The organism is Rhizobium esperanzae (assembly GCF_014197615.1).
Lineage (GTDB): Bacteria > Pseudomonadota > Alphaproteobacteria > Rhizobiales > Rhizobiaceae > Rhizobium > Rhizobium esperanzae_A.
On sequence record NZ_JACIFY010000009.1, the window covers coordinates 197,543 to 219,949 of the forward strand.

21 protein-coding genes are annotated in these 22,407 nt (G+C 62.4%); 14 read left to right on the plus strand and 7 right to left on the minus strand.

What is annotated here, in order from left to right; translation table 11 throughout:
- Positions 1-14 precede the first annotated feature (14 nt).
- On the plus strand, positions 15-584 hold the full coding sequence (locus tag GGD57_RS14345) for a VTT domain-containing protein (protein ID WP_184470750.1): 570 nt from the start codon (positions 15-17) through the stop codon (positions 582-584).
- Positions 585-595: 11 nt separating this feature from the next.
- On the opposite strand, the gene GGD57_RS14350 is transcribed toward GGD57_RS14345, so the two are convergent.
- Entirely contained in the window at positions 596-1,639 is a 1,044-nt protein-coding gene (locus GGD57_RS14350) for an NAD(P)-dependent alcohol dehydrogenase (protein WP_184470752.1), read from the minus strand.
- Positions 1,640-2,235: 596 nt separating this feature from the next.
- Between GGD57_RS14350 and GGD57_RS14355 the strand changes: the two genes are divergently transcribed.
- Complete coding sequence (locus tag GGD57_RS14355) at positions 2,236-2,595, plus strand: copper resistance CopC family protein (RefSeq protein WP_184470753.1); 360 nt, start codon at positions 2,236-2,238, stop codon at positions 2,593-2,595.
- 28 nt (positions 2,596-2,623) lie between these two features.
- Here the strand turns inward: GGD57_RS14355 and GGD57_RS14360 are convergent, their stop codons facing one another.
- Entirely contained in the window at positions 2,624-2,806 is a 183-nt protein-coding gene (locus GGD57_RS14360) for a hypothetical protein (RefSeq protein ID WP_246713652.1), read from the minus strand.
- Between the two features lie 96 nt (positions 2,807-2,902).
- Here GGD57_RS14360 and GGD57_RS14365 point away from each other — a divergent pair, with 96 nt between their 5' ends.
- The 7 genes from GGD57_RS14365 to GGD57_RS14395 all read left to right on the plus strand — a co-directional run bounded on the left by GGD57_RS14365 (position 2,903) and on the right by GGD57_RS14395 (position 11,741).
- Positions 2,903-2,992 carry a K(+)-transporting ATPase subunit F gene (locus GGD57_RS14365; RefSeq protein WP_003547774.1) on the plus strand — a complete coding sequence of 30 codons (90 nt, stop codon included), beginning with the start codon at positions 2,903-2,905 and terminating at the stop codon, positions 2,990-2,992.
- Between the two features lie 69 nt (positions 2,993-3,061).
- A complete protein-coding gene (kdpA, locus tag GGD57_RS14370) occupies positions 3,062-4,765 on the plus strand; it encodes a potassium-transporting ATPase subunit KdpA (RefSeq protein WP_184470757.1) in 1,704 nt (567 codons plus the stop codon).
- Between the two features lie 65 nt (positions 4,766-4,830).
- The gene (kdpB, locus tag GGD57_RS14375) at positions 4,831-6,891 is read left to right on the plus strand and encodes a potassium-transporting ATPase subunit KdpB (RefSeq protein WP_184470759.1); all 2,061 of its coding nucleotides are present in this window, start codon (positions 4,831-4,833) and stop codon (positions 6,889-6,891) included.
- Positions 6,892-6,912: 21 nt separating this feature from the next.
- Entirely contained in the window at positions 6,913-7,482 is a 570-nt protein-coding gene (gene kdpC, locus GGD57_RS14380) for a potassium-transporting ATPase subunit KdpC (RefSeq protein WP_184470761.1), read from the plus strand.
- A gap of 324 nt (positions 7,483-7,806) precedes the next feature.
- Positions 7,807-10,515, plus strand: coding sequence for a sensor histidine kinase (locus GGD57_RS14385; RefSeq protein WP_184470763.1), 2,709 nt, complete (start codon positions 7,807-7,809; stop codon positions 10,513-10,515).
- Entirely contained in the window at positions 10,512-11,204 is a 693-nt protein-coding gene (locus GGD57_RS14390) for a response regulator transcription factor (RefSeq protein WP_184470765.1), read from the plus strand. The genes GGD57_RS14385 and GGD57_RS14390 overlap by 4 nt, the downstream gene beginning before the upstream one ends.
- An 81-nt stretch (positions 11,205-11,285) precedes the next feature.
- Positions 11,286-11,741 carry a PTS sugar transporter subunit IIA gene (locus GGD57_RS14395; protein ID WP_184470767.1) on the plus strand — a complete coding sequence of 152 codons (456 nt, stop codon included), beginning with the start codon at positions 11,286-11,288 and terminating at the stop codon, positions 11,739-11,741.
- Between the two features lie 161 nt (positions 11,742-11,902).
- Here the strand turns inward: GGD57_RS14395 and GGD57_RS14400 are convergent, their stop codons facing one another.
- The gene (locus GGD57_RS14400; protein ID WP_184470769.1) at positions 11,903-12,919 is read right to left on the minus strand and encodes a porin; all 1,017 of its coding nucleotides are present in this window, start codon (positions 12,917-12,919) and stop codon (positions 11,903-11,905) included.
- A gap of 358 nt (positions 12,920-13,277) precedes the next feature.
- Here GGD57_RS14400 and GGD57_RS14405 point away from each other — a divergent pair, with 358 nt between their 5' ends.
- The 5 genes from GGD57_RS14405 (at position 13,278) to GGD57_RS14425 (ending at position 18,191) form a co-directional block, all read left to right on the plus strand.
- Positions 13,278-14,303, plus strand: coding sequence for a sulfate ABC transporter substrate-binding protein (locus tag GGD57_RS14405; RefSeq protein WP_184470771.1), 1,026 nt, complete (start codon positions 13,278-13,280; stop codon positions 14,301-14,303).
- Between the two features lie 8 nt (positions 14,304-14,311).
- Positions 14,312-15,169: a sulfate ABC transporter permease subunit CysT gene (gene cysT / locus GGD57_RS14410; RefSeq protein ID WP_184470773.1), complete on the plus strand. Its 858-nt coding sequence runs from the start codon at positions 14,312-14,314 to the stop codon at positions 15,167-15,169.
- Positions 15,159-16,031: a sulfate ABC transporter permease subunit CysW gene (gene cysW, locus GGD57_RS14415; protein ID WP_184470775.1), complete on the plus strand. Its 873-nt coding sequence runs from the start codon at positions 15,159-15,161 to the stop codon at positions 16,029-16,031. Before cysT ends, cysW begins: the two co-directional genes overlap by 11 nt.
- A 10-nt stretch (positions 16,032-16,041) precedes the next feature.
- Positions 16,042-17,082, plus strand: coding sequence for a sulfate/molybdate ABC transporter ATP-binding protein (locus tag GGD57_RS14420; protein ID WP_184470777.1), 1,041 nt, complete (start codon positions 16,042-16,044; stop codon positions 17,080-17,082).
- 224 nt (positions 17,083-17,306) lie between these two features.
- Positions 17,307-18,191 (plus strand): cell wall hydrolase, encoded by an 885-nt coding sequence (locus tag GGD57_RS14425; protein WP_184470779.1) that lies wholly within the window; start codon positions 17,307-17,309, stop codon positions 18,189-18,191.
- Positions 18,192-18,221: 30 nt separating this feature from the next.
- On the opposite strand, the gene pepT is transcribed toward GGD57_RS14425, so the two are convergent.
- The 4 genes from pepT to GGD57_RS14445 form a co-directional block, all read right to left on the minus strand.
- A complete protein-coding gene (pepT, locus tag GGD57_RS14430; protein WP_184470781.1) occupies positions 18,222-19,454 on the minus strand; it encodes a peptidase T in 1,233 nt (410 codons plus the stop codon).
- Positions 19,455-19,559: 105 nt separating this feature from the next.
- A complete protein-coding gene (locus GGD57_RS14435) occupies positions 19,560-20,618 on the minus strand; it encodes an ABC transporter ATP-binding protein (RefSeq protein WP_184470783.1) in 1,059 nt (352 codons plus the stop codon).
- A 6-nt stretch (positions 20,619-20,624) separates the two neighbouring features.
- A complete protein-coding gene (locus GGD57_RS14440; RefSeq protein ID WP_184470785.1) occupies positions 20,625-21,455 on the minus strand; it encodes a carbohydrate ABC transporter permease in 831 nt (276 codons plus the stop codon).
- Positions 21,456-21,459: 4 nt separating this feature from the next.
- Positions 21,460-22,395: a carbohydrate ABC transporter permease gene (locus GGD57_RS14445; protein ID WP_184470787.1), complete on the minus strand. Its 936-nt coding sequence runs from the start codon at positions 22,393-22,395 to the stop codon at positions 21,460-21,462.
- Positions 22,396-22,407: the final 12 nt, after the last annotated feature.

Below are 22,407 nucleotides of genomic sequence, written 5' to 3' on the forward strand. Positions count from 1 at the left end.
GCCGGAGACTGCTGGTGTCTATCGAACTGCTGATCGAGAATTACGGCCTGTTGGCGATCTTTCTGGGTGCGGCCTTCGAAGGCGAAACCGCCGCCTTCCTCGGCGGCGTGGTTGCCCATCGCGAACTGCTGACCTATTGGTCGGCCGCGCTCGCAGCGACCGCCGGCTCCTTTGCCGGCGATCAGATGTGGTTCTTCGCCGGTCGTTATGCCGCTCAATGGGGCTTCGTCCGCCGGCTGATGGGAAAGCCGGCGCTGGCACGCGTCACCCACCTTCTGGAAAACTATCCCACAGGCTTCATCCTGGCGTTTCGTTTTCTGGTGGGGCTACGGACGATCAGCCCCGTCGTCATCGGAACGACGCGCATACCGACCGGAAAATTCGTCGTCCTGAACGCCGTTGCCGCGCTGGTATGGGGGCAATTGTTCACGGCGCTTGGTTATCTCTTCGGGCACGGCATCCAGCAGACCCTGGGCCACCTTCCCCTTCACCGCCATCTGCTGATCGCGGTCGGAGCCGCGGCGGTCGTCGCAGCCGCAGCCCTTGTCTTTCGCAAGATGAGACCGAATGCCCGACCCTTATAGAGCCGAGCTTCCTACTCCATGACGATCTGCAGCTTGACGTCGCTCGGCCGTGCCTCGACGGCGCGGTCGAACGCCTTGATCGAATCTTCGAATTTGAAGGTCTCGGATATCAGCGGCTTCAGGTCGACACGACCCGACGCCAACAGCGCGATCGAGCGCTCATACTGATGCGCGTAGCGGAACACCGTCTCGATGCGGATCTCCCTGGTGGACGCCGTCGAGACATCGAAGCCGACCGGATTGACCGGCAGGCCGACGGCGACGACGACGCCGCCCGGGCGCGGCAGCGCCATGATCGTTTCCCAGGCCTTCGGCGAACCGGAGCATTCGAAGACGACGTCGGCGCCCCAGCCGTCGGTCAGCCGGCCCACTTCGTCGATCAGGTTCTTCTCGCGGATATTGACCGGAATGACGCCCTGATATTGCGCTGATATATCGAGCTTCGGCTGGGCGAGATCGGCAACGATCGCGCGGGCGCAGCCGCCGGCCAGGGCGGCGATCGCCACCATCGTGCCGATCGGCCCGGCGCCGAGGACGACGGCGGTATCGCCGGGCGCTATCTTCGCCTTGCTCGCCGCCTGCATGCCGACGGCGAAAGGTTCGACCATGGCGCCTTCGGCGAAGCTGACATTGTCGGGCAGCTTGAAGGTATAATTGGCGGGATGCACCACCTCCGGCGTCAGCACGCCATGGATCGGCGGCGTCGCCCAGAAAGTCACGGCCGGGTCGATATTGTAGAGGCCGAGCCGGCTTGCCTTGGAATTCGGATCGGGAATGCCGGGCTCCATGCAGACGCGGTCGCCGACCTTCAGATGGGTGACGCCGGCCCCGACCTCGACCACCGTGCCCGCCGCCTCATGGCCGAGCACCATCGGCGCGTTGACGATGAAGGGACCGATCTTGCCGTGCGTGTAATAATGCACGTCCGACCCACAGACACCGACGGTATGAATCTTGATCTTCACCTCGCCGGGACCGGTTTCCAGCGGCAGATCGATATCGCGAAGCGCAAGTTCATGCTGGCGTTCCAGCACCAGCGCACGGACTGTGGTCATGACCGGTTTCCTCCCTATGGCGCCTGCGATTCATCGAGCGCCGCTGACGCGACTATAAGACGGCTAGCGGCGGCAATTCAATCGCACTTACTAAGCTTTTGCTCAACATATGATGAAATGCCCACCTTCTATAGCCCGAAAGATTTCCATTCCTAGACCTCCGTATGATTCCAGCCGAGGTCGTCGGAGAGTACATTCTTAATACGACTTCCCTGGCAGTGAGGACAGACAGAGATGACGGACGATCATGACGATGTCGGCAGAAATCGGTCTTACGGTCAGACGATTGCAAGATCATTGCGCGAATTCTGGCACCGGCTGGTGAAGCCGATCGCCGTGCTCCCGAAAGAGCCTCAGCCGAGGCCGGTACCCGTAACGATAAAGACAAGGGATCGAAATCGCCCCCGCCAGCGTTAGTAGAGCGGTTCAGGTTTTCACGGAAGCGCTGAACCGCTCTAACTTTTTGTTTTTGCGCAATTCCGGACGGAAAACCGCTTCGCACTTTTCCTGGAATTGCTCTGGATGCGCCGGCATGGCGCTCCGGAAGCATGACGGCACCGGGCACCATGCGGATCGGCAAGATAAGGAAGGCCATCATGAAGTCGATCGTGTCGTTCTGTCTGTTCGCGTCGCTTCTCTTTACGGCACACGAGGCGTCTGCGGCCCTGGAACAGGCGTCGCTCCCGCCGCCGCAGGAAGAAAAGCTGGTGCCGGCCAATCTCGAACTCACCTTCCCCGGCCCTGTCGATCTTGCCCGCTCAACGGCCATCCTGCTGGATGCTGAGGGAACGGCGCTTCCCACAGGCCAGCCATTTCTCTCCGGCCCCGAAGGATCGATCTTCAAGATTCCGCTCGATCCCTCCATGGCGCCCGGACTCTATACCCTCGACTGGCGCGTGCTTTCGATGGACGGCCGCAGCGCCGAAGGCCAGTACAAGTTCCGGGTCGATCCTTAGCCTTGGCGCTTTGCCGGCATAAAAGCATTTATAAGATTTTTATATTGATGCCGTTCCGGCCGTCTCGAACCTTTATGCGCTTCGGCTCCATATTCATGTCCGAGAGATCGAAAAGATCATCTCCACGCCAGAAAGCATGAAAGGCGGCCACCAAGGCGGCACGCCCTTTATCTTGTCTGACTCCAAGAAAAACAACAGGAGTCACGATCATGATGGATATCATTCTACTCGCCACGGCGATCATATTCTTCGCCCTGTGCTTTGCCTACACCAGAGCCTGCGACAGGCTTTGACGGGAGACCCGACGATGACCCTCGACTATGTCCTGAGCGGTGCCGTGACCGTGTTTCTCACCGTCTATCTCACCTACGCTCTCCTTCGCCCAGAACGCTTTTGAAGAGACCCGGCGCTTCTGAGGCCGCGCATGCGCGGCCGGGAAGCGGCCGGCTATTGAAAGTCTACCCCCATGACCCTCAACGGATGGCTTCAGATCCTGCTCTATTGCGGGATCGTCCTCGCGCTCGTCAAACCGCTCGGCGGCTACATGACGCGTGTCTATAACGGCGAGCGCACACTGCTGTCGCCGGTCCTCGTTCCGATCGAACGGGGACTTTACCGCATGGCCGGTACCAGCGAAGGCGAGGAGCAGCATTGGACCTCCTATGCTTTCGCCATGCTGATGTTCAACCTGCTCGGCGTCATCGTGCTCTACGCGCTGATGCGCCTGCAAGGCATTCTGCCCTACAATCCGGCCGGCATGGCTGCCGTCCCGCCGGAGCTTTCCTTCAACACCGCCGTCAGTTTTCCGACAAATACCAACTGGCAGAACTACGGCGGCGAAAGCACGATGTCGTATCTCACCCAGATGGCCGGCTTCACCGTGCAGAATTTCCTCTCCGCCGCCACCGGCATGGCCATCGCGGTTGCCTTCATCCGTGCCTTCGCACGGGCGTCCGGCAAGGCGATCGGCAATTTCTGGGTCGATATGATCCGCGGCACGCTCTACATCCTGCTGCCGATCTGCATCGTGCTGACGCTCGTCTTCGTCTATCTCGGCGTACCGCAGACGCTCGGACCCTATGTCGATGCCACGACGCTGGAAGGCGCCAAGCAGACAATAGCGGTCGGACCCGTCGCCTCGCAGCTTGCCATCAAGATGCTCGGCACCAATGGCGGCGGCTTCTTCAACGCCAATTCCGCCCATCCCTTCGAAAACCCCGATGCGATCTCCAACCTCCTCCAGATGGTTTCGATCTTCGCGATCGGTGCGGCTTTGACCAACGTTTTCGGCCGCATGGTCGGCAACCAGCGCCAGGGCTGGGCGATCCTTGCCACCATGGGCATTCTCTTCATCGTCGGTGTCGGCATCACCTATTGGGCAGAAGCTGCCGGCAACCCGCTGATGCATGCCTTCGGCCTTGGCGGCGGTAACATGGAAGGCAAGGAAGTCCGCTTCGGCGTCGCCTTGTCGTCGCTGTTTGCGGTCATCACCACGGCCGCCTCCTGCGGCGCGGTCAATGCCATGCATGGCAGCTTCACCGCGCTCGGCGGTCTCATTCCGCTAATCAACATGCAGCTCGGCGAAATCATCGTCGGCGGTGTCGGCGCCGGTTTCTACGGCATCCTGCTGTTCATCATCGTCGCCGTCTTCGTCGCCGGCCTGATGGTCGGCCGCACGCCGGAATATCTCGGCAAGAAGATCGAGGCCAAGGAAATGAAGATGGCCGTTCTCGCCATCCTCTGCCTGCCGCTCGCCATGCTGGTCTTTACCGCAATCGCAAGCGTGCTTCCGAGCGCCGTCGCTTCGGTCGGCACTTCAGGCCCGCACGGCTTCTCCGAAATCCTCTATGCCTATACCTCGGCTGCGGCCAACAACGGCTCGGCTTTCGGCGGCCTGACCGGCAATACGCCCTGGTACAACGTGACACTCGGCATCGGCATGCTGATGGGCCGCTTCCTGGTGATCATCCCGGCCCTTGCCATCGCCGGCTCGCTGATCGCCAAGAAATCGGTTCCGGCCTCGGCCGGCACCTTCCCGACCGACGGCCCGCTCTTTGTCGGCCTGCTCATCGGCACGATCCTGATCGTCGGCGGCCTGACCTTCTTCCCGGCGCTGGCCCTCGGCCCGATCGTCGAGCATCTGGTCATGATCGCCGGCCAGACCTTCTGAGGTGATGTCGTGACGCTCCGTCATCGGTTTCCATCACCATCCTCGTTTCAAAGCTGGAGTCTCTTATGAGCCAGGCAAAATCCGCGAGCATCCTGGATTCTCGCATCCTCATTCCGGCGATCGGTGCCGCCTTCAAGAAGCTCGACCCGCGCGCCCTTGCCAGAAACCCGGTCATGTTCGTCGTGGCCACGGTCTCGGTGCTGACCACCGTGCTTTTCCTGCGCGACCTCGCGGTGGGCAACGGCAATCTCGGCTTCTCCTTCCAGATCAATCTCTGGCTCTGGTTCACCGTGCTCTTTGCCAATTTCGCCGAAGCCGTCGCTGAAGGCCGTGGCAAGGCGCAGGCGGATTCGCTGCGCAAGGCGCGCACCGAAACCCAGGCCAAGCTATTGACCGCCAACAATGGTCACGACTACCGCATGGTGCCGGGCACCAGCCTCAAGGTCGGCGATATCGTGCTCGTCGAGGCCGGCGACATCATCCCCTCGGACGGCGAAGTCATCGAAGGGGTCGCCTCCGTCAACGAGGCCGCCATCACAGGCGAATCCGCCCCTGTTATCCGTGAATCCGGCGGCGACCGTTCGGCGGTCACCGGCGGCACGCAGGTGCTCTCCGACTGGATCCGCGTGCGGATCACCGCGGCCGCCGGCTCCACCTTCCTCGACCGGATGATCTCGCTCGTCGAAGGTGCCGAACGCCAGAAGACGCCGAACGAAATCGCGCTCAACATCCTGCTTGCCGGCATGACGCTGATCTTCGTGCTGGCGACGGCGACGATCCCGAGCTTTGCCGTCTATGCCGGCGGCTCGATCCCGATCATCGTGCTCGTCGCCCTCTTCGTCACGCTGATCCCGACGACGATCGGTGCGCTCCTGTCGGCGATCGGCATTGCCGGCATGGACCGCCTCGTCCGCTTCAACGTGCTCGCCATGTCCGGCCGCGCCGTCGAAGCTGCCGGCGACGTCGACACGCTGCTGCTCGACAAGACGGGCACGATCACCCTCGGCAACCGCCAGGCGACGAGTTTCCGGCCAGTTCGTGGTGTTTCCGAACAGGATCTCGCCGATGCCGCCCAGCTCGCCTCGCTGGCCGACGAAACGCCGGAAGGCCGCTCCATCGTCGTGCTCGCCAAGGAAAAATATGCGATCCGCGGCCGCGACATGGCGAGCCTCAGGGCGACGTTCGTCCCCTTCGCCGCCCAGACCCGCATGAGCGGCGTCGATCTCGAAGGCGCTTCGATCCGCAAGGGTGCGGTCGATGCGGTGCTCGCCTATGTCAACGGCGACGCCTCCTCGAAGAACGGCAGCGAGGTGGTGCGCGAGCTGCAGTCGATATCGGACGAGGTCGCCAAATCGGGCGGAACGCCGCTGGCCGTCGCCCGCGACGGCAGGCTGCTCGGCGTCATCCAGCTGAAGGATATCGTCAAGGGCGGCATCCGCGAGCGCTTCACCGAGCTGCGCCGCATGGGCATCCGCACGGTGATGATAACAGGCGACAACCCGCTGACAGCAGCCGCCATCGCCGCCGAAGCCGGCGTCGACGACTTCCTCGCCCAGGCGACGCCGGAGATGAAGCTGGCGCTGATGCGCGAGGAACAGTCGAAGGGCAAGCTCGTCGCCATGTGCGGCGATGGCACCAACGACGCGCCCGCACTCGCCCAGGCCGATGTCGGCGTCGCCATGAACACCGGCACGGTCGCCGCCCGCGAGGCCGGCAACATGGTCGACCTCGATAGCGACCCGACGAAGCTGATCGAGATCGTCGAGATCGGCAAGCAGCTGCTGATGACGCGCGGCGCCCTGACCACCTTTTCGATCGCCAACGACATCGCCAAATACTTCGCCATCATCCCGGCGATGTTCCTGACCTTCTACCCGCAACTCGGCGTGCTCAACGTCATGGGGCTGTCGACGCCGCAAAGCGCCATCCTCTCGGCGATCATCTTCAATGCGCTCATTATCATCGCGCTGATCCCGCTGTCGCTGAAGGGCGTGCGTTACCGGCCGATCGGCGCCGGCGCGCTTCTGTCGCGCAACCTGCTGATCTACGGCCTCGGCGGCATCATCGTTCCCTTCATCGGCATCAAGGCGATCGACATGACCGTCGCCGCCCTCGGTCTTGCCTGAACACGCAAGGAGTTGACAACAATGTTGAAAGAATTTCGCCCGGCAATCGTCATGATCGTCGCCACCACCGCCATAACAGGCCTTCTCTATCCGCTTGCCATGACCGGTGCGGCCCAGGCCCTCTTCCCCACCCAGGCGAATGGCAGCCTGATCGAGAAGAATGGCCAGGTGATCGGCTCGACGCTGATCGGCCAGGCCTTCACGACAGACAAATATTTCCACGGCCGGCCGTCAGCTGCCGGCGACGGCTACAATGCCGCCGCCTCCAGCGGCTCCAATCTCGGCCCGACCAGCCAGAAGCTGATCGACCGCGTCAAGGCCGACTATGAGGCCGCCAAGGCCACGAACCCGAATGCCGAAGTCCCCGCCGACCTCGTCACCGCTTCCGGCAGCGGCCTCGATCCGCATATTTCGCCCGAAGCCGCCTACTTCCAGGTGGCCCGCGTCGCCAAGGCGCGAAACCTGGATGAGGCCAGGGTCAAGGCGCTGGTCGACGGCGCCGTCCAGGCCCGTGAGCTCGGCATCCTCGGCGAACCCACCGTCAATGTTCTGGCGTTGAACCAGAGCCTTGATGCTTCTATGACTGAGTGAAGGTTGCGGGAAGTGTGAGTGGCGGCCCGATGAAGCATCCGAGACGTAGCCTTCTTTATAGAGCCAGGCGAGTTTGGCGAGAAAGCCAATCCACTCTCCGTCATCCTCGGCCTTGAGCCGAGGATCCATGCCGCGGCTGCTGGTGGATGCCGTGTGGATGCTTGGCTCAAGGCCGAGCATGACGGAGGGCGGGGCGGGAATAAGGAGCTATTCGCGGCGTAGAGAATGCCTTCCGCCAGCTAAACCGAGTGATGTCGGTCTGGCGGCTGAACTGACGTAACGAGAGATCGCCATCGCAGCCCGTCTGCAGAAAGACCGAACCGCATGCCAGACGACAATCGCGACCAGGCCGGCAGGCCCTCGCCCGATGCGCTTCTCGAAAAAGCCCGGGCGGAGATGCGCGGCCGTCTGAAGATCTTTCTGGGCGCCGCCCCCGGCGTCGGCAAGACCTATGAAATGCTGATCTCCGGCCGCGCCAAGATCGCCGATGGTCTCGATGTCGTCATCGGCGTCGTCGAAACCCACGGCCGCAAGGAGACCGAGGCACTGCTCGCCGGCTTCGAGATCATTCCCCGCGTCGAAATCGACTACAAGGGCCGGCCGCTCGAGGAAATGGATCTCGACGGCATCCTCGCCCGCCGGCCCGACCTCGTGCTGGTCGACGAACTCGCCCACACCAATGCCGAGGGCAGCCGCCATCCGAAACGCTATCTCGACGTCAAGGAGCTGCTCGATCGCGGCATCGACGTCTATACGACGCTGAATATCCAGCATGTCGAAAGCCTCAACGACGTCGTCTCGCAGATCACCCGCATCCGCGTGCGCGAGACGGTGCCGGATTCGATCATCGATCTTGCCGACGATGTCGAGATCATCGATCTGACGCCCGACGATCTGATCAAGCGCCTGCATGACGGCAAGGTCTATATGCCGCGCACCGCCGAGCGGGCGCTGACCAACTATTTCACGCCGGGCAACCTGACGGCGCTCCGGGAACTGGCGCTGCGCAAGACCGCCCAGCGCGTCGACGACCAGCTGCTCACCCACATGCAGGCCCATGCCATTTCAGGCCCCTGGGCGGCGGGCGAACGTGTCCTCGTCTCGGTCGACCATCACCCGCGCTCCGCCTCGCTGGTCCGTTATGCCGCCCGCATGGCCTCACGGCTGCGCGCGCCCTGGGCTGCCGTCTATGTCGAGACCAATCGCTCGATCAATCTGAGCGAGACCGAGCGCGACACGGTCGCAGCGACCTTGCGGCTGGCCGAACAGCTCGGCGGCGAAGCACTGACCATTCCCGGCCGTGAGGTGGCCGAAGAGCTCGTTCGCCATGCCGGCGCCAACAATGTCACCCATATCGTCATCGGCGCCCCGAAGAAGCCGACATGGCGCGACTGGTGGAGCCGTTCGGTCACCGACGAGCTGATCCGCAGGACCGGCGAAATCAGCGTCCACGTCATATCGGGCAATGAGAAGGACGGCACCGTCGCGCGCGGCGTCAGGGCCGCCGCCACCGCCCCGCCGCTGGATTTCAGGGCCTATCTGCTGGCGACCGCCTATGTCGCCATCGCGCTCGCCGTCGGCATCGTGCTCGATCAGGTGCTCGACGTGCGCAACCTCGCCCTCGTCTTCCTGATGGCGGTGCTGACCTCGGCGGTCATTCACGGCCTGCGGCCGGCGCTCTACAGCTGCATTCTCGGCGCGCTCTCGTTCAATTTCTTCTTCCTGCCGCCGCGCTACACGCTGACGATCAGCGATCCGGAAAGCGTGCTTGCGCTGTTCTTTTTCCTCGGCGTCGCCATCATCGCCAGCAACCTGACCGCGACCGTGCAGCGCCAGGCCGCCGCCGCCCGGCAGCGGGCACGTACGACCGAGGATCTCTATCTCTTCTCCAAGAAGCTTGCCGGCACCGGCACGCTCGACGACGTGCTCTGGGCGACCGCCTTCCAGCTCGCCTCGATGCTGAAGGTTCGCGTCGTGCTGCTGCTGCCTGAGGAAGGCAGCATCGCCGTCAAGGCCGGTTATCCGCCAGACGACACGCTCGACGATGCCGATATCGCCGCCGCCCGCTGGGCCTGGGAGCACAATCATGCCGCCGGCCGCGGCGCCGATACGCTGCCAGGCGCCAAACGCCTCTATGTGCCGCTCAGAACCGGACGCACCGCCGTCGGCGTCATCGGCCTCGACAGCGACCGCCGCGACGGACCGCTGCTGACGCCGGAGCAGCAGCGGCTGCTCGATGCGCTGGCCGACCAGGCGGCGCTTGCCATCGAACGCGTCCAGCTCGTCGCCGATGTCGACCGGGCAAGGCTTGCGGCCGAAGCCGACCGGCTGCGCTCGGCCCTGCTGACCTCGATCTCGCACGATCTGAAGACGCCGCTTGCCGCCATCCTCGGCGCCGCCGGCACGCTGCGCGACTATTTCACCGCCATGCCGGAAGAGGATCGCAGCGACCTGCTTGCAACGGTCGTCGACGAATCCGAGCGCCTCAACCGCTTCATCGCCAACCTGCTCGACATGACCAAGATCGAATCCGGGGCGATGGAGCCGAATTCCGCGCTGCATTATGCCGGCGATATCGTCGGCAGCGCGCTGCGCCGCGCCGCCAAGATTCTCGAGCACCACAAGACCGAGATGAGCATTCCCGCCGACCTGCCGATGGTGCGCGTCGATCCGGTGCTGTTCGAGCAGGCGATCTTCAACCTGCTCGACAATGCCGCGAAATATGCGCCCGAGGGATCGGTGGTCCACATCGAGGGCTGGGCCGATGCCGACACCGTCGTCGTGCAGGTCTCTGATGAAGGTCCGGGCATTCCGCCGGCCGATCTCGGCCGCGTCTTCGACACCTTCTACCGGGTGCGCAAGGGCGATCAGGTGCGCGCCGGCACCGGGCTCGGCCTTTCCATCTGCCGCGGTTTCATCGAGGCGATGGGCGGCACGATCGCCGCCGGCAACCGGATGGCCGGCCACGGCGCCGTCTTCACCATCCGCCTGCCGAAACCCAACGACATTCCGAAACTGGACGAACTCCCATGACCGGTTCAGCCGTCAAAATCCTCGTCGTCGACGACGAACCGCCGATCCGCAAGCTGCTCCGCGTCGGCCTGACCGCGCAGGGCTATGAGGTGCAGGAAGCGCCGAACGCTGCCAGCGCCCGTCAGTCGGTCGCAGACGGAATGCCCGATCTCATCGTGCTCGACCTCGGCCTGCCCGACACATCGGGCCACGACTTGCTTCAGGAGTGGCGCGAAGAAGGGCTTTCCATCCCCGTCATCATTCTCTCCAGCCGCACCGACGAGGCCGGAATCGTCACGGCGCTGGAAAGCGGCGCCGACGACTACGTCACCAAGCCCTTCGGCGTCAACGAACTCGGCGCCCGCATCCGCGTGGCGCTGCGCCACCGCCTGCAGCAGCAGGGCGAAAAGGCGATCTTCCAGACCGGCGGCCTGTCGATCGATCTCGTCAAGCGCATCGTCAAGGTCGACGACAAGGAAATCAAACTGTCACCGAAGGAATACGACATCCTGCGCGTGCTCGCCCAGCACGCCGGCAAAGTGCTGACACATCAGTTTCTTTTGAAGCAGATATGGGGACCGGCGGCCGACGTGCAGTATCTGCGCGTTTACGTCAGGCAGCTGCGACAAAAAGTCGAGAAAATTCCCGACCAGCCGCACTATATCACCACCGAGACCGGCGTCGGCTACCGCCTCAGGGAACCGGACTGACTTCCCTCCCGCTGCCCCAACGTATCGAGCCCAAACAGCGTCCAGCCCAACAGCATCGAACCAAATAGTATTGAGAATGACATGAACCTTCCCAACATCATCCGGCCGGAACATACCTTCATCGGCGTGTCGGTACCGACGAAATGGCGCGCGCTGCAGCTTATAGCCGACAAGGCAGCCAAGGCTTTCTCCGTCGACGGCCAGGCCATTCTGAAGGCGCTGGAAGAGCGTGAGAAGCTCGGCTCCACCGGCATCGGCAACGGCATCGCCATTCCACACGCGGCGATCGACGGCATGAGCAGCCCGCGCGGCCTTCTCATCCGCTTTGCCCAGCCGCTGGATTTCGAAGCGATCGACGACATCCCGACCGACATCGCCTTCGTGCTGCTCTTCGGCGAAAACAATCGCGGCGAATATCTGAACGTACTGTCCGCCATCGCGCGCCGCCTGCAATCGGACGGCACGCTGGCCGCCATGCGCAAGGCACGGACGGTCGACGAATTTTATTCCGATTTCATCGCCGATTCCCGGGTGTGAAGAGCATAAAAAAGGCGCGGCCCGAAGGCCGCGCCCGCTCGTCTGCGATTAGACGATATTAGAGCGCCGCACGTCCAAAAAGACGCGCTAAGGACGCTCTAACACTTTGAACTGGCGCATAATCCTTTCCGAAAATCGATTCCGATTTTCGGGGTTATGCGCTAGAAATCGCGCTGGAAGCGCAGGAAGCCGAACACTTCGTCGTCGCCTTCGTCCTCATCGTGATATTGCACGCTGAGCTTGGTGCGGAGGTCGTCGACGATACGGTAGTCGATCGTGACGCCTGTGGTGTAGGCGCTGCCGCCGCTGAAGCCGTTGCCGTCAGCGTCGAGCGAGATGTTCTCGAAGTACTGGAAGCCGGGGGTGACCGACCACTTGTCGTTGATCTTCAAGGCGTATTCTGCTGCGATCGTCCATTCGGACTCTTCGTAGTAGTAGTTGGCGCCGCTTGCCCATACGCCGGCAATGCCGAGCGTGCCCGGGCCGATGTCGGCATAGACGATGCCGCGGACGGCGACTTCGCTGGTGTCGGTGTCATAACCGGCCAGCAGGTAAGCGCTGATGGCGCCGGCCTTATAAGAGACCTGGCCTGCGACACCGAAGTTGTTCGGGCCTTCGCCCGGCTTGGTGGCGTAGTCGTCTTCCAGTTCATCGACCGAAAGGCCGGCCGTGAAAGCACCCGACTCGTACTGATAACGGATCGAGTTATGGGTCGTCTCGTTGCTGGCGAGCGTATCGGTCTCGCCGCTCATGTCGTCATCCCACCAGCTGTAGAGCTTACCGACGCGGAAACCGGCAATGTCGATATAGCCTTCGTCAAGCAGCGCTTCCTGGTCGGAGGCGCTGTCGGCATTGTAGCGCAGCGTGATGACGCCGGTCAGCGTACCGTACTCGGTGTCGTTCTTGGCCTGGAAGGTGACCTGGCCACGCGTCCAGAAGTTTACGTCGGAATCGCCGGAGATCTGATCACCGAAGCGCACTTCGGTACGGATGTAACCGCCGACAGAAAGGCATGTTTCCGTCCCCGGAATATAAAAATAGCCGGTACCGTAGGCGTCGCAAACGCGAACATATTCCACGGGCTCGGGTTCCGCCGCCACGATGGCGTCGGCAGCACGGGCTCCGGAGGCCGCGGCAAGGGCGGCAACGGAGGCAAAAAGGATCGTTCTGATATTCATTTTGAATGGCCCTAACAGGTTTGGAATGCGAGGCGCATTTCAAGGGATGCCCCCGCGTAGCGGCCGGTGAATACGACCGCACGGGCGCCATATAGGAATCCGCAAGTGCCATCGTGGCAAAAACCCGGCAAAAATCCGCATGACCGTGTCCCTTTCATGGAGGAACTGTGGCCAAAAAAACACGGTCCTTCGGCGCTCACCAGTGGCGTCCGATTGGCCGCGGCCAACTCCGGCACGTCCATTTCAAAATCAGCCATCAAATGGAATGACATTCTAACGGCCCCGCCGGAACCGGAATAACCTTCGTTTCATTATACGACTGACTTGATAGAGTTAAGACAGAAAACAGGAGGGTTCCATGCAGACACAACGGCTCACCCGGCTCATCGCAGCGGTGGTCATGGCAGGCAGCTTCGCGATCGGGGGCATCGCTCCGGCATTCGCCGATCAGACGCTTCTCAACGTTTCCTATGATCCGACTCGCGAATTGTATAAGGATTTCAACGCCGCCTTTGCCGCCAAGTGGCAGAAGGATACCGGCGAAGCCGTAACGATCCAGGCATCGCATGGCGGCTCCGGCGCCCAGGCCCGCTCCGTCATCGACGGCCTCGACGCAGACGTGGTCACCCTGGCCCTTGAAGGCGATATCGACGCCATCGCCCAAAAGACCGGCAAGATCCCGGCAGACTGGAAGACCAAGCTGCCCAACAATTCGACGCCCTATACGTCGACGATCGTCTTCCTCGTCCGCAAGGGCAATCCGAAGGGCATCAAGGATTGGGGCGATCTTGTCAAGGACGACGTGCAGGTCATCACCCCGAACCCGAAGACCTCGGGCGGCGCCCGCTGGAACTTCCTGGCCGCATGGGCATGGGCCAAGCAGGCGAATGGCGGCGACGACGCCAAGGCGCAGGACTATGTGACGAAATTGCTGCAGCACGTTCCGGTTCTCGATACCGGCGCGCGCGGGGCGACGACGACCTTCGTCCAGCGCGGCCTCGGCGACGTTCTGCTTGCCTGGGAGAACGAAGCCTATCTTTCGCTCGAGGAACTCGGTCCCGACCAGTTCGAGATCGTGACGCCGAGCTTCTCCATCCGCGCCGACCCGCCGGTCGCCGTCGTCGACGGCAATGTCGACAAGAAGGGCACGCGCAAGGTCGCCGAAGCCTATCTCAACTATCTCTATTCCGACGAAGGCCAGAAGATCGCCGCCAAGCATTATTACCGGCCGATCAAGCCTGAAGCCGCCGATCCGGCCGATATCGCCCGCTTTCCGAAGCTGACGCTCGCCACCATCGACGATTTCGGCGGCTGGAAGGAAGCCCAGCCGAAATTCTTCGGCGACGGCGGCGTATTTGACCAAATCTACAAGCCGGCACAATAATAGACTTCATGAAAGCACATAGCCCCACGCGGTGGCGGTTCAAGCGGCCGAGCGTCATTCCGGGTTTCGGAATGGCGCTCGGTCTCACATTGACCTGGCTCACCCTTCTGATCCTCATCCCGCTCTCCGGCCTTGCCGTCCGGTCGAGCGCGCTCGGCTGGGAGAAATTCTGGTCGATCGCGTTCGATCCGCGCATCTTGAACGCGCTGCGCATCAGCTTCGGCAGCGCCTTCATCGCCGCTGTTATCAACGCCGTCTTCGGCATCATTCTCGCCTGGGTGCTGGTGCGCTACCGTTTCCCCGGCAAGCGCGTCATCGACGCTATGGTCGACCTGCCCTTCGCGCTGCCGACGGCCGTCGCCGGCATTGCATTGGCGACGCTCTACGCGCCGAACGGCTGGATCGGCCAGTTCCTGACACCGCTCGGCATCAAGATCGCCTTCACGCCGGCCGGCATCGTCGTGGCGCTGATCTTCGTCGGCCTGCCTTTCGTGGTGCGCACCGTGCAGCCGGTCATGGAGGAAATCGACAAGGAAGTGGAAGAGGCCGCGGCAACGCTCGGCGCCAACCGCCTCCAGACGATTTTCCGCGTGCTGCTGCCGGGGCTGGCGCCTGCCGTGCTCACCGGCTTCGCGCTCGCTCTTGCCCGCGGCGTCGGCGAATACGGCTCAGTCATCTTCATCGCCGGCAACCTGCCGTTCAAATCGGAGATCGCGCCGCTGCTGATCGTCATCAAACTCGAAGAGTATAATTATGCGGCAGCGACCGGCATTGCGGCGATCATGCTGGTGATCTCCTTCGCCATGCTGCTGGTCATCAATCTCATCCAGAGCTGGAGCAGGCGGAGGTACGGCTATGGCGCTTGATGCGACCGTTCAACCAGCGAAGCTGCGTTCGGTGACCACCGAACACAGGTTTGCACGCTTCAGCCTGATCGCCCTATCGCTGGTCTTCCTGCTGCTGATCCTGCTTCTGCCGCTCGCCGCAGTCTTCGTCGAGGCCTTCCGCAAGGGACCAGGTCCCTTTCTCCAGGCGCTCAGCGATCTCGAAACCCTCTCGGCGATCCGGCTGACGCTGATCGTCGCCGGCGTCAGCGTGCCGCTCAACCTCGTCTTCGGGGTTGCCGCCGCCTGGGCGATCGCCAAGTTCGAGTTCAAGGGCAAGGCGTTCCTGACGACGCTGATCGACATGCCCTTTTCGGTCTCGCCTGTTATATCCGGCCTGGTCTTCGTGCTCTTGTTCGGCGCCAATACCTGGCTCGGCCAATGGCTCAGCGCCTATGACATCAAGATCCTGTTCGCCGTGCCGGGGCTGATCCTGGCGACGATGTTCGTCACCTTCCCCTTCGTCGCCCGCGAGCTGATTCCGCTGATGCAGGAGCAGGGAACGGCCGATGAGGAGGCCGCCCTGTCGCTCGGCGCCAGCGGCTGGCAGACCTTCTGGCACGTGACGCTGCCGAACATCAAATGGGGCCTGCTCTATGGCGTGCTGCTCTGCAACGCCCGCGCCATGGGCGAATTCGGCGCCGTCTCGGTGGTGTCCGGCCATATTCGCGGCCAGACGAACACCATGCCGCTGCAGGTGGAAATTCTCTATAACGAGTATAATTTCACCGGCGCTTTTGCCGTCGCCACGCTTTTGGCCTTGCTGGCGCTCGTCACTCTTGTTTTGAAGACGCTGCTGGAAATGCGCTATAGCGCTGAAATCTCCGCCAGCCGGCGGCACTGAAGGATTTGGAATGGAAGTACGCGTTCAAAACATCCGCAAGGAATTCGATCGTTTCCCGGCGCTGCACGATGTCTCGCTCGGCATCCGCTCTGGCGAACTGATCGCCCTGCTTGGCCCTTCGGGCTCCGGCAAGACGACATTGCTGCGGCTGATCGCCGGCCTGGAAAGCCCGACGGAGGGGCAGATCTTCTTCGGTGACGAGGATGCCTCGAAGAAGACTGTGCAGCAGCGCAATATCGGCTTCGTCTTCCAGCATTACGCTCTGTTCCGCTACATGACGGTGCTCGACAACGTCTCCTTCGGCCTGAAGGTCAGAAAGGGCGCTAGGCGTCCCGCGAAAGCCGATATCCGCCGGCGGGCGCTGGAACTGCTCGAGCTCGTGCAGCTTTCCGGGCTTGAGAAGCGTTATCCGGCACAGCTTTCCGGCGGCCAGCGCCAGCGTGTGGCGCTCGCCCGCGCCATGGCCGTCGAGCCGAACGTGCTGCTGCTCGACGAACCCTTCGGCGCGCTCGACGCCCAGGTGCGCAAGGACCTGCGCAAATGGCTGCGCGAGATCCACGACCGCACCGGCCACACCACCGTCTTCGTCACCCACGACCAGGATGAAGCGCTGGAGCTTGCCGACCGCGTCGTCGTCATGAGCCAGGGCGCGATCGAACAGGTCGGCACGCCTGACGAAGTCTATGACAATCCGAATTCTCCCTTCGTCTTCGGATTTATCGGCCAGTCGAACTGCCTGCAGATCGAAGTCTCGGGCGGCGACATCCGCTTCGACGGCCGCTCGCTCGGCCTCAATGCCGACGGCGAGCCGGACGGCCCGGCACAGCTCTATTTCCGCCCGCATGACGTCAGGCTCTGCGAATCGGCTGAAAACTGTATTGCCGGCCAGCCGGTCTCCAGCCGCCGCGTTGCCGGCACCCGCCATATCGAATTGGATATCGGCAATGACCGCCCGCATATCGAGATCGAGCTGCCGCCGAGCGAGGCCGACAGACTCGACCGCAACCGCGTGGCGTTCAAGCCGACTCGCTGGAAGCTGTTTCGCAGCTGATCAGCGCAAACGGGCGCTGTAACGCATTGAGTTGCTGCATAATTCCTTAATTTTTGGGAATTATGCAGCAGATGGCCTCCGGGTGCATCGCCGGAATCGCATTTGGCGAGAGTCCCTCAGGATTTTTGTTATCTAAGGTTGTTTGTATTTCAATCATATGACGAGTAAAAGATTTTGCGCGTTAATCATAAAGGGCTGGACTCATTCCTAGGAGGCACCTGGCGTTGAGGGCGGAGATTTCCTTTGGAAAATCCCTGATCGGGATTTTGTTCGCAGGACTGGCGGCCACCGGCTGCACGACGACATCGCAACCGGCAGCAACGCCGGCAAAGACCAAGACGAAGCAGGCTCAAGCCGCGAAAGTCACCTTCAATTATACCGCCAAGGATCGCGACTGCCTGAAGCGCGCGATGTATTTCGAATCGCAGCATTCGGATGAGGACGGCTATATGGCAGTCGGCACCGTCGTCATGAACAGGCTCACGTCAGGCGCCTATCCTCCGTCCATCTGCGGCGTCGTCGCCCAGGAGAAGCAGTTCGCCCCCGGCGTGATGACGCGCGAAGTCAAGCCGCAGGCCGAACCGGAGCTTGCCACCGCCGCCGATGCGATCCTCCTGAAGGGTGCGCGCCATCCCGCGGTGAAGGATGCGATGTTCTTCCACACCGACGGCCTGAAATTCCCTTACGGCAACATGCATTATGTGACGGTCGCCGGCGGCAACGCCTTCTACGAGAAGCGCGACGCCAACGGCATGCTTCAAACACCGCCGCCGCTGCCCTCCTATGAGGTAGCGATGAATTATGTGCCCGGCGAAAGCATGTTGCCGCCGCAGTTCGAGGCGCTGATCCCCTCGGCGGTTCCCGTTCCCCTCCCGTCACCGGACCCGATGGCGACGGCGAGCACGATGTCGGCGGTCAATATGGCGCCTACGGCACGGATGGCGCCGATCGCAAATCCCATGCCGATGCCGATGCCGATCACGGCGCCGGTGACCCAGCCGGCAGCCTCGATCGAGCCTGAGCCTGGAATGCCGATCGCGATCCCCACACCCCGCCCTGCCTATGACAGCGTGATGCTGCGCGGAGCGATCGCGGCGAACGGCGGCTGACGTTTCGGTTTCGAGTGAAGAAAGCGCGCGTTAAGCGCGCTCTTCCCAGACCCTCGCGAGTTCCACAATCGTTCTGACGGCCTTTTCCATATCCTGGCGGCTCACCCATTCGAGCGGCGAGTGGAAAGCATGGCCGCCGGCGAAGATGTTCGGGCACGGCAGCCCCATGAAGGAAAGCCGCGAACCATCCGTGCCGCCGCGGATGCTGCCGCGCACCGGCGTCATGCCGGCCCGGCGCACCGCTTCGATGGCGTTGTCGACGATCTCGGGATGACGGTCGAGCACCACCTTCATGTTGCGATACTGTTCCCTGACCTCGAAATGATAGGTCGAACCCGGATAGGCTGACATCACCTCTTTGACGATGGCTTCGAGCAAGGTCTCCTTTTCCACGAGCCCCGCGTCGGTGAAGTCGCGGATGATGAAGCTCAGCGACGCTTTCTCCATCGAGCCGGTCACGCCCACCGGATGGATGAAGCCCTGCTTTCCCTCGGTGGTTTCCGGCGCGATCTCCTTCGGCAGCCGGTCGATGACGGCGCCGGCGATCTTGATGGCGTTCTCCATGCGGTCCTTGGCAAAACCCGGATGGATCGCGACGCCCGAGATGCCGATCTCGACGCCATCGGCCGAGAAGGTCTCGTCCTCGATATGGCCAGCCGTCTCGCCGTCCATCGTATAGGCGAAATCGGCGCCGAGTTTCTTCAGATCGACCTTGTTGACCCCGCGCCCGACTTCCTCGTCCGGCGTGAACAGGATCTTGATCGTCCCGTGCCGGATCTCCGGATTGTCGACGAGGAACCGGGCTGCGGTCATGATCTCCGCCAGCCCCGCCTTGTCGTCGGCGCCGAGCAATGTCGTTCCGTCGGTCGTGACGATGTCGTTGCCGATCTGGTTTTTCAGCTCCGGATGCTCGGAAACACGGATCACCCGGCTCTGATCGCCGGCAAGCGTGATATCTCCGCCGGCATAATTCCGGATGATCTGCGGCTTGACGCCGGTGCCGCTGAAATCTGGCGCCGTATCCATATGCGAGCAGAAACAGATGACCGGCACCGCCTTGTCGCTGTTGGCCGGAATGGTCGCATAGACATAACCGTGTTCATCGAGATGCGCATCCGCAAGCCCGATCGCCAGCAATTCCTCGACCAGAACCCGTCCGAGATCCTTCTGTTTGCTTGTGGTCGGCTGCGTCGACGAAGAGGGATCGGATTGGGTATCGATCACGACATAACGCAGAAAACGGTCGAGAACGGTGTCGGTCATGGCATCCACTCCAGCAAGATCACGGGCAAGATCACGCAGGGATATAACCCTTGCGGGCGATGCGGCAAAAGATTTTTCAGCGCGCAGCGCGGGAGGATTGCCCGGTCAATCCAAGCGTTGTCCGTCGCCGTCGAACACATGCAGATATTGAGCGGGGAAAGCCACAGTGACCTTCGGCCCCGCCTTCAGCGCCTCGCGGTTCAGCGTGAAGATCTTGAACGGCAGGCCATGCAGGGCAAGATGCAGGATGATGCCGAAGCCCGTCGGCTCGACAAGTTCCACATCCGCGGCCAGTCCGGCTCCGCTGTCGCTCATTGTCACATGCTCGGGCCGGATGCCGAGCGTCACTTTGGTCCCGTCGGAAAGCGGCAGCGGTTTTGTCAGTGGCACGACCGTTCCGTCCTTCAGCTTTACGCCGCCCGTGACGGAGCTGGCCTCGAGGAAATTCATCCCCGGCGAGCCGATGAAGCCGGCGACGAAAAGATTGGCGGGACGGTCGTAGAGTTCCAGCGGACTGCCGACCTGCTGGACGACGCCGCCATGCATGGCAACAATCCGGTCCGCCAGCGTCATCGCCTCGATCTGGTCATGGGTGACATAGATCGAGGTCGCCTTCAGCTCGCCATGCAGTTTCTTGATTTCGGCGCGCATCTGTTCGCGCAGGCGCGCATCGAGGTTGGACAGCGGCTCGTCGAACAGGAAGGCCTTCGGCTGGCGCACGATGGCGCGGCCCATGGCGACGCGCTGGCGCTGGCCGCCGGAAAGCGCCTTCGGCCTGCGTTCGAGCAGCGGATCGAGGCCGAGCTTGGCGGCGGCCGCCGCCACAGCAGTTGCAATCTTCTCCTTCGCCGTCTTCCGGAGCTTCAGGCTGTAGCTCATATTGCCGGCGACGTTCATGTGCGGATAGAGCGCATAGGACTGGAACACCATGGCGATGTCGCGGTCCTTGGGATGCAGCTCGTTCACCCGGCCGCCCGCAATGCGGATCTCGCCTGACGTGACGTCCTCCAGCCCGGCGATCATCCGCAACAGCGTGGACTTGCCGCAGCCGGAGGGGCCGACGAGCACGACGAACTCGCCGTCCCTGATTTCGAGATCGACGCCGTGCAGCACCTGCACGTGGCCATAGGCTTTGCGGATATTCTGGATATCGATCGATGCCATTTCTGTTTAACCCTTGACCGCGCCGGCCGTCAGGCCCTGGACGAGATAACGCTGGATGAGCAGGAAGAAGAGGCCAGCCGGAATGAGCGCCATGACACCCGCCGCCATCATCTGCCCGAAATCCACCGAGAATTTTGAAACGAAGGTGAGGAGCCCGACCGGGAAGGTCGCCGCGTCATTGCCGTTGATCAGCATCAGCGCGAAGAGCAGCTCGCTCCAGGCGGCGGTGAAGACGAAGCCGAGCGTCGCGGCAATGCCCGGCAATGTCAGCGGCAGGATGATCTGGCGAAACGCGGTGAACTGCGTCGCCCCGTCGATCATCGCCGCCTCTTCCAGATCCCTGGGGATGCCGTCGAAGAAGGACTGCATCAGGAAGGTGGCGAAGGGCACGTTGAAGGCGGTGTAGACGATGACGAGACCGGTCAGGCTGTTGGTCAGATGCAAGGGCGACAGGATCTTGAAGATCGGCGCCACCAGCATGACGAGCGGGAACATCTGGGTCAGCAGCATCAGCGCGACGATCCAATATTTCGCCCGGAAAGTGAAGCGCGACAACGCGTAGCCGGAGAGCGAGGCGCAGATCGTCACCGTCACCGCCGTCGAGGCCGAGACGATCAGGCTGTTCTTGAAGAAGGTCGGGAAGGCGCTGTGCTGCAGCACGAAGGCATAGTGATCCCAGGTGGCGTGCGACGGCCACATGCGCACGCCTTCGCTATAAAGCAGGTCGTTCGGCGTCACCGAGACCTTGAGCAGCCAGAACAGCGGGAAGAGCGCGAAGGCGATGTAGCAGAGGATCGCCACCCGATGCGCAATGGTGGGAATGACGGATCGTCTCATGATCTCAATCCTTGTTCAGCAGCGTCTGCCGAAGCAGGATGATCAGCATCGAATAGGCAAGCAGCAGCACGAGCAGCACCAGCGCGATCGCCGAGGCATAACCGAAATCGAGCCGTTTGAACGCCGTCGTGAAGATGTAGCTCGCGACGATCTGCGTCCGGTCGGCCGGCCCGCCATTGGTCATGACGACGATGAGATCGGCGAAATTGGAAATCCACACGGTGCGCAAGAGCACGGTGATGGCAATGGTCGGCGCCAGGAACGGCAGGGTGATCGAGCGGAAACGCTGGAACCAGCCGGCGCCGTCGATCGAGGCCGCCTCGTAGAGATCGCGCGGGATCGCCTGCAGGGCGGCAAGCAGGGTGATGGCGAAGAAAGGAATGCCCCACCAGACATTGGCGGCAATCGGCCCCCACATCGCGTAATCGGGATCGGAAAGAATATTGCCCGGCTCGTGCATCAGCCCGAGCGCGAAGAGCCAGTGCGGGATCGGCCCGATGACCGGATTGAACAGCCAGGCCCAGTTGAGGCCGGCGAGAAAGGACGGCACCGCCCAGGGCAGGAAGACCAGCGCCTGCGCGATCGCCCGGCCCGGGAAGGGTTTGTCGAGCAGCAGCGCCAGGATGAGGCCGAAGACGAATTGCAGCACGACGGAGGCGCCGGTCCACCAGAGCGTATTCCTGAGCGCGCCATAAAAGGCGGCATCGCCGGCAAGCTCGCGGAAATGATCGAGCCCGATGAAGCCGCCGGAAAACGGATTGAGCAGTTGGATATCGCGGAAGGCGTAGGACAGCCCGAGCGTCAGCGGCACCAGCATCACCGCGATGATCAGGATCAGCGACGGCGCGCTGTAGAGATAGGGCTCCGAAGCATCGGCAAGACGACGCAGCCACGGCCTGCGGTCGCGACGCATGTCGAGCATATCGGCGGAAATGGTCATCGGATTGCGGTT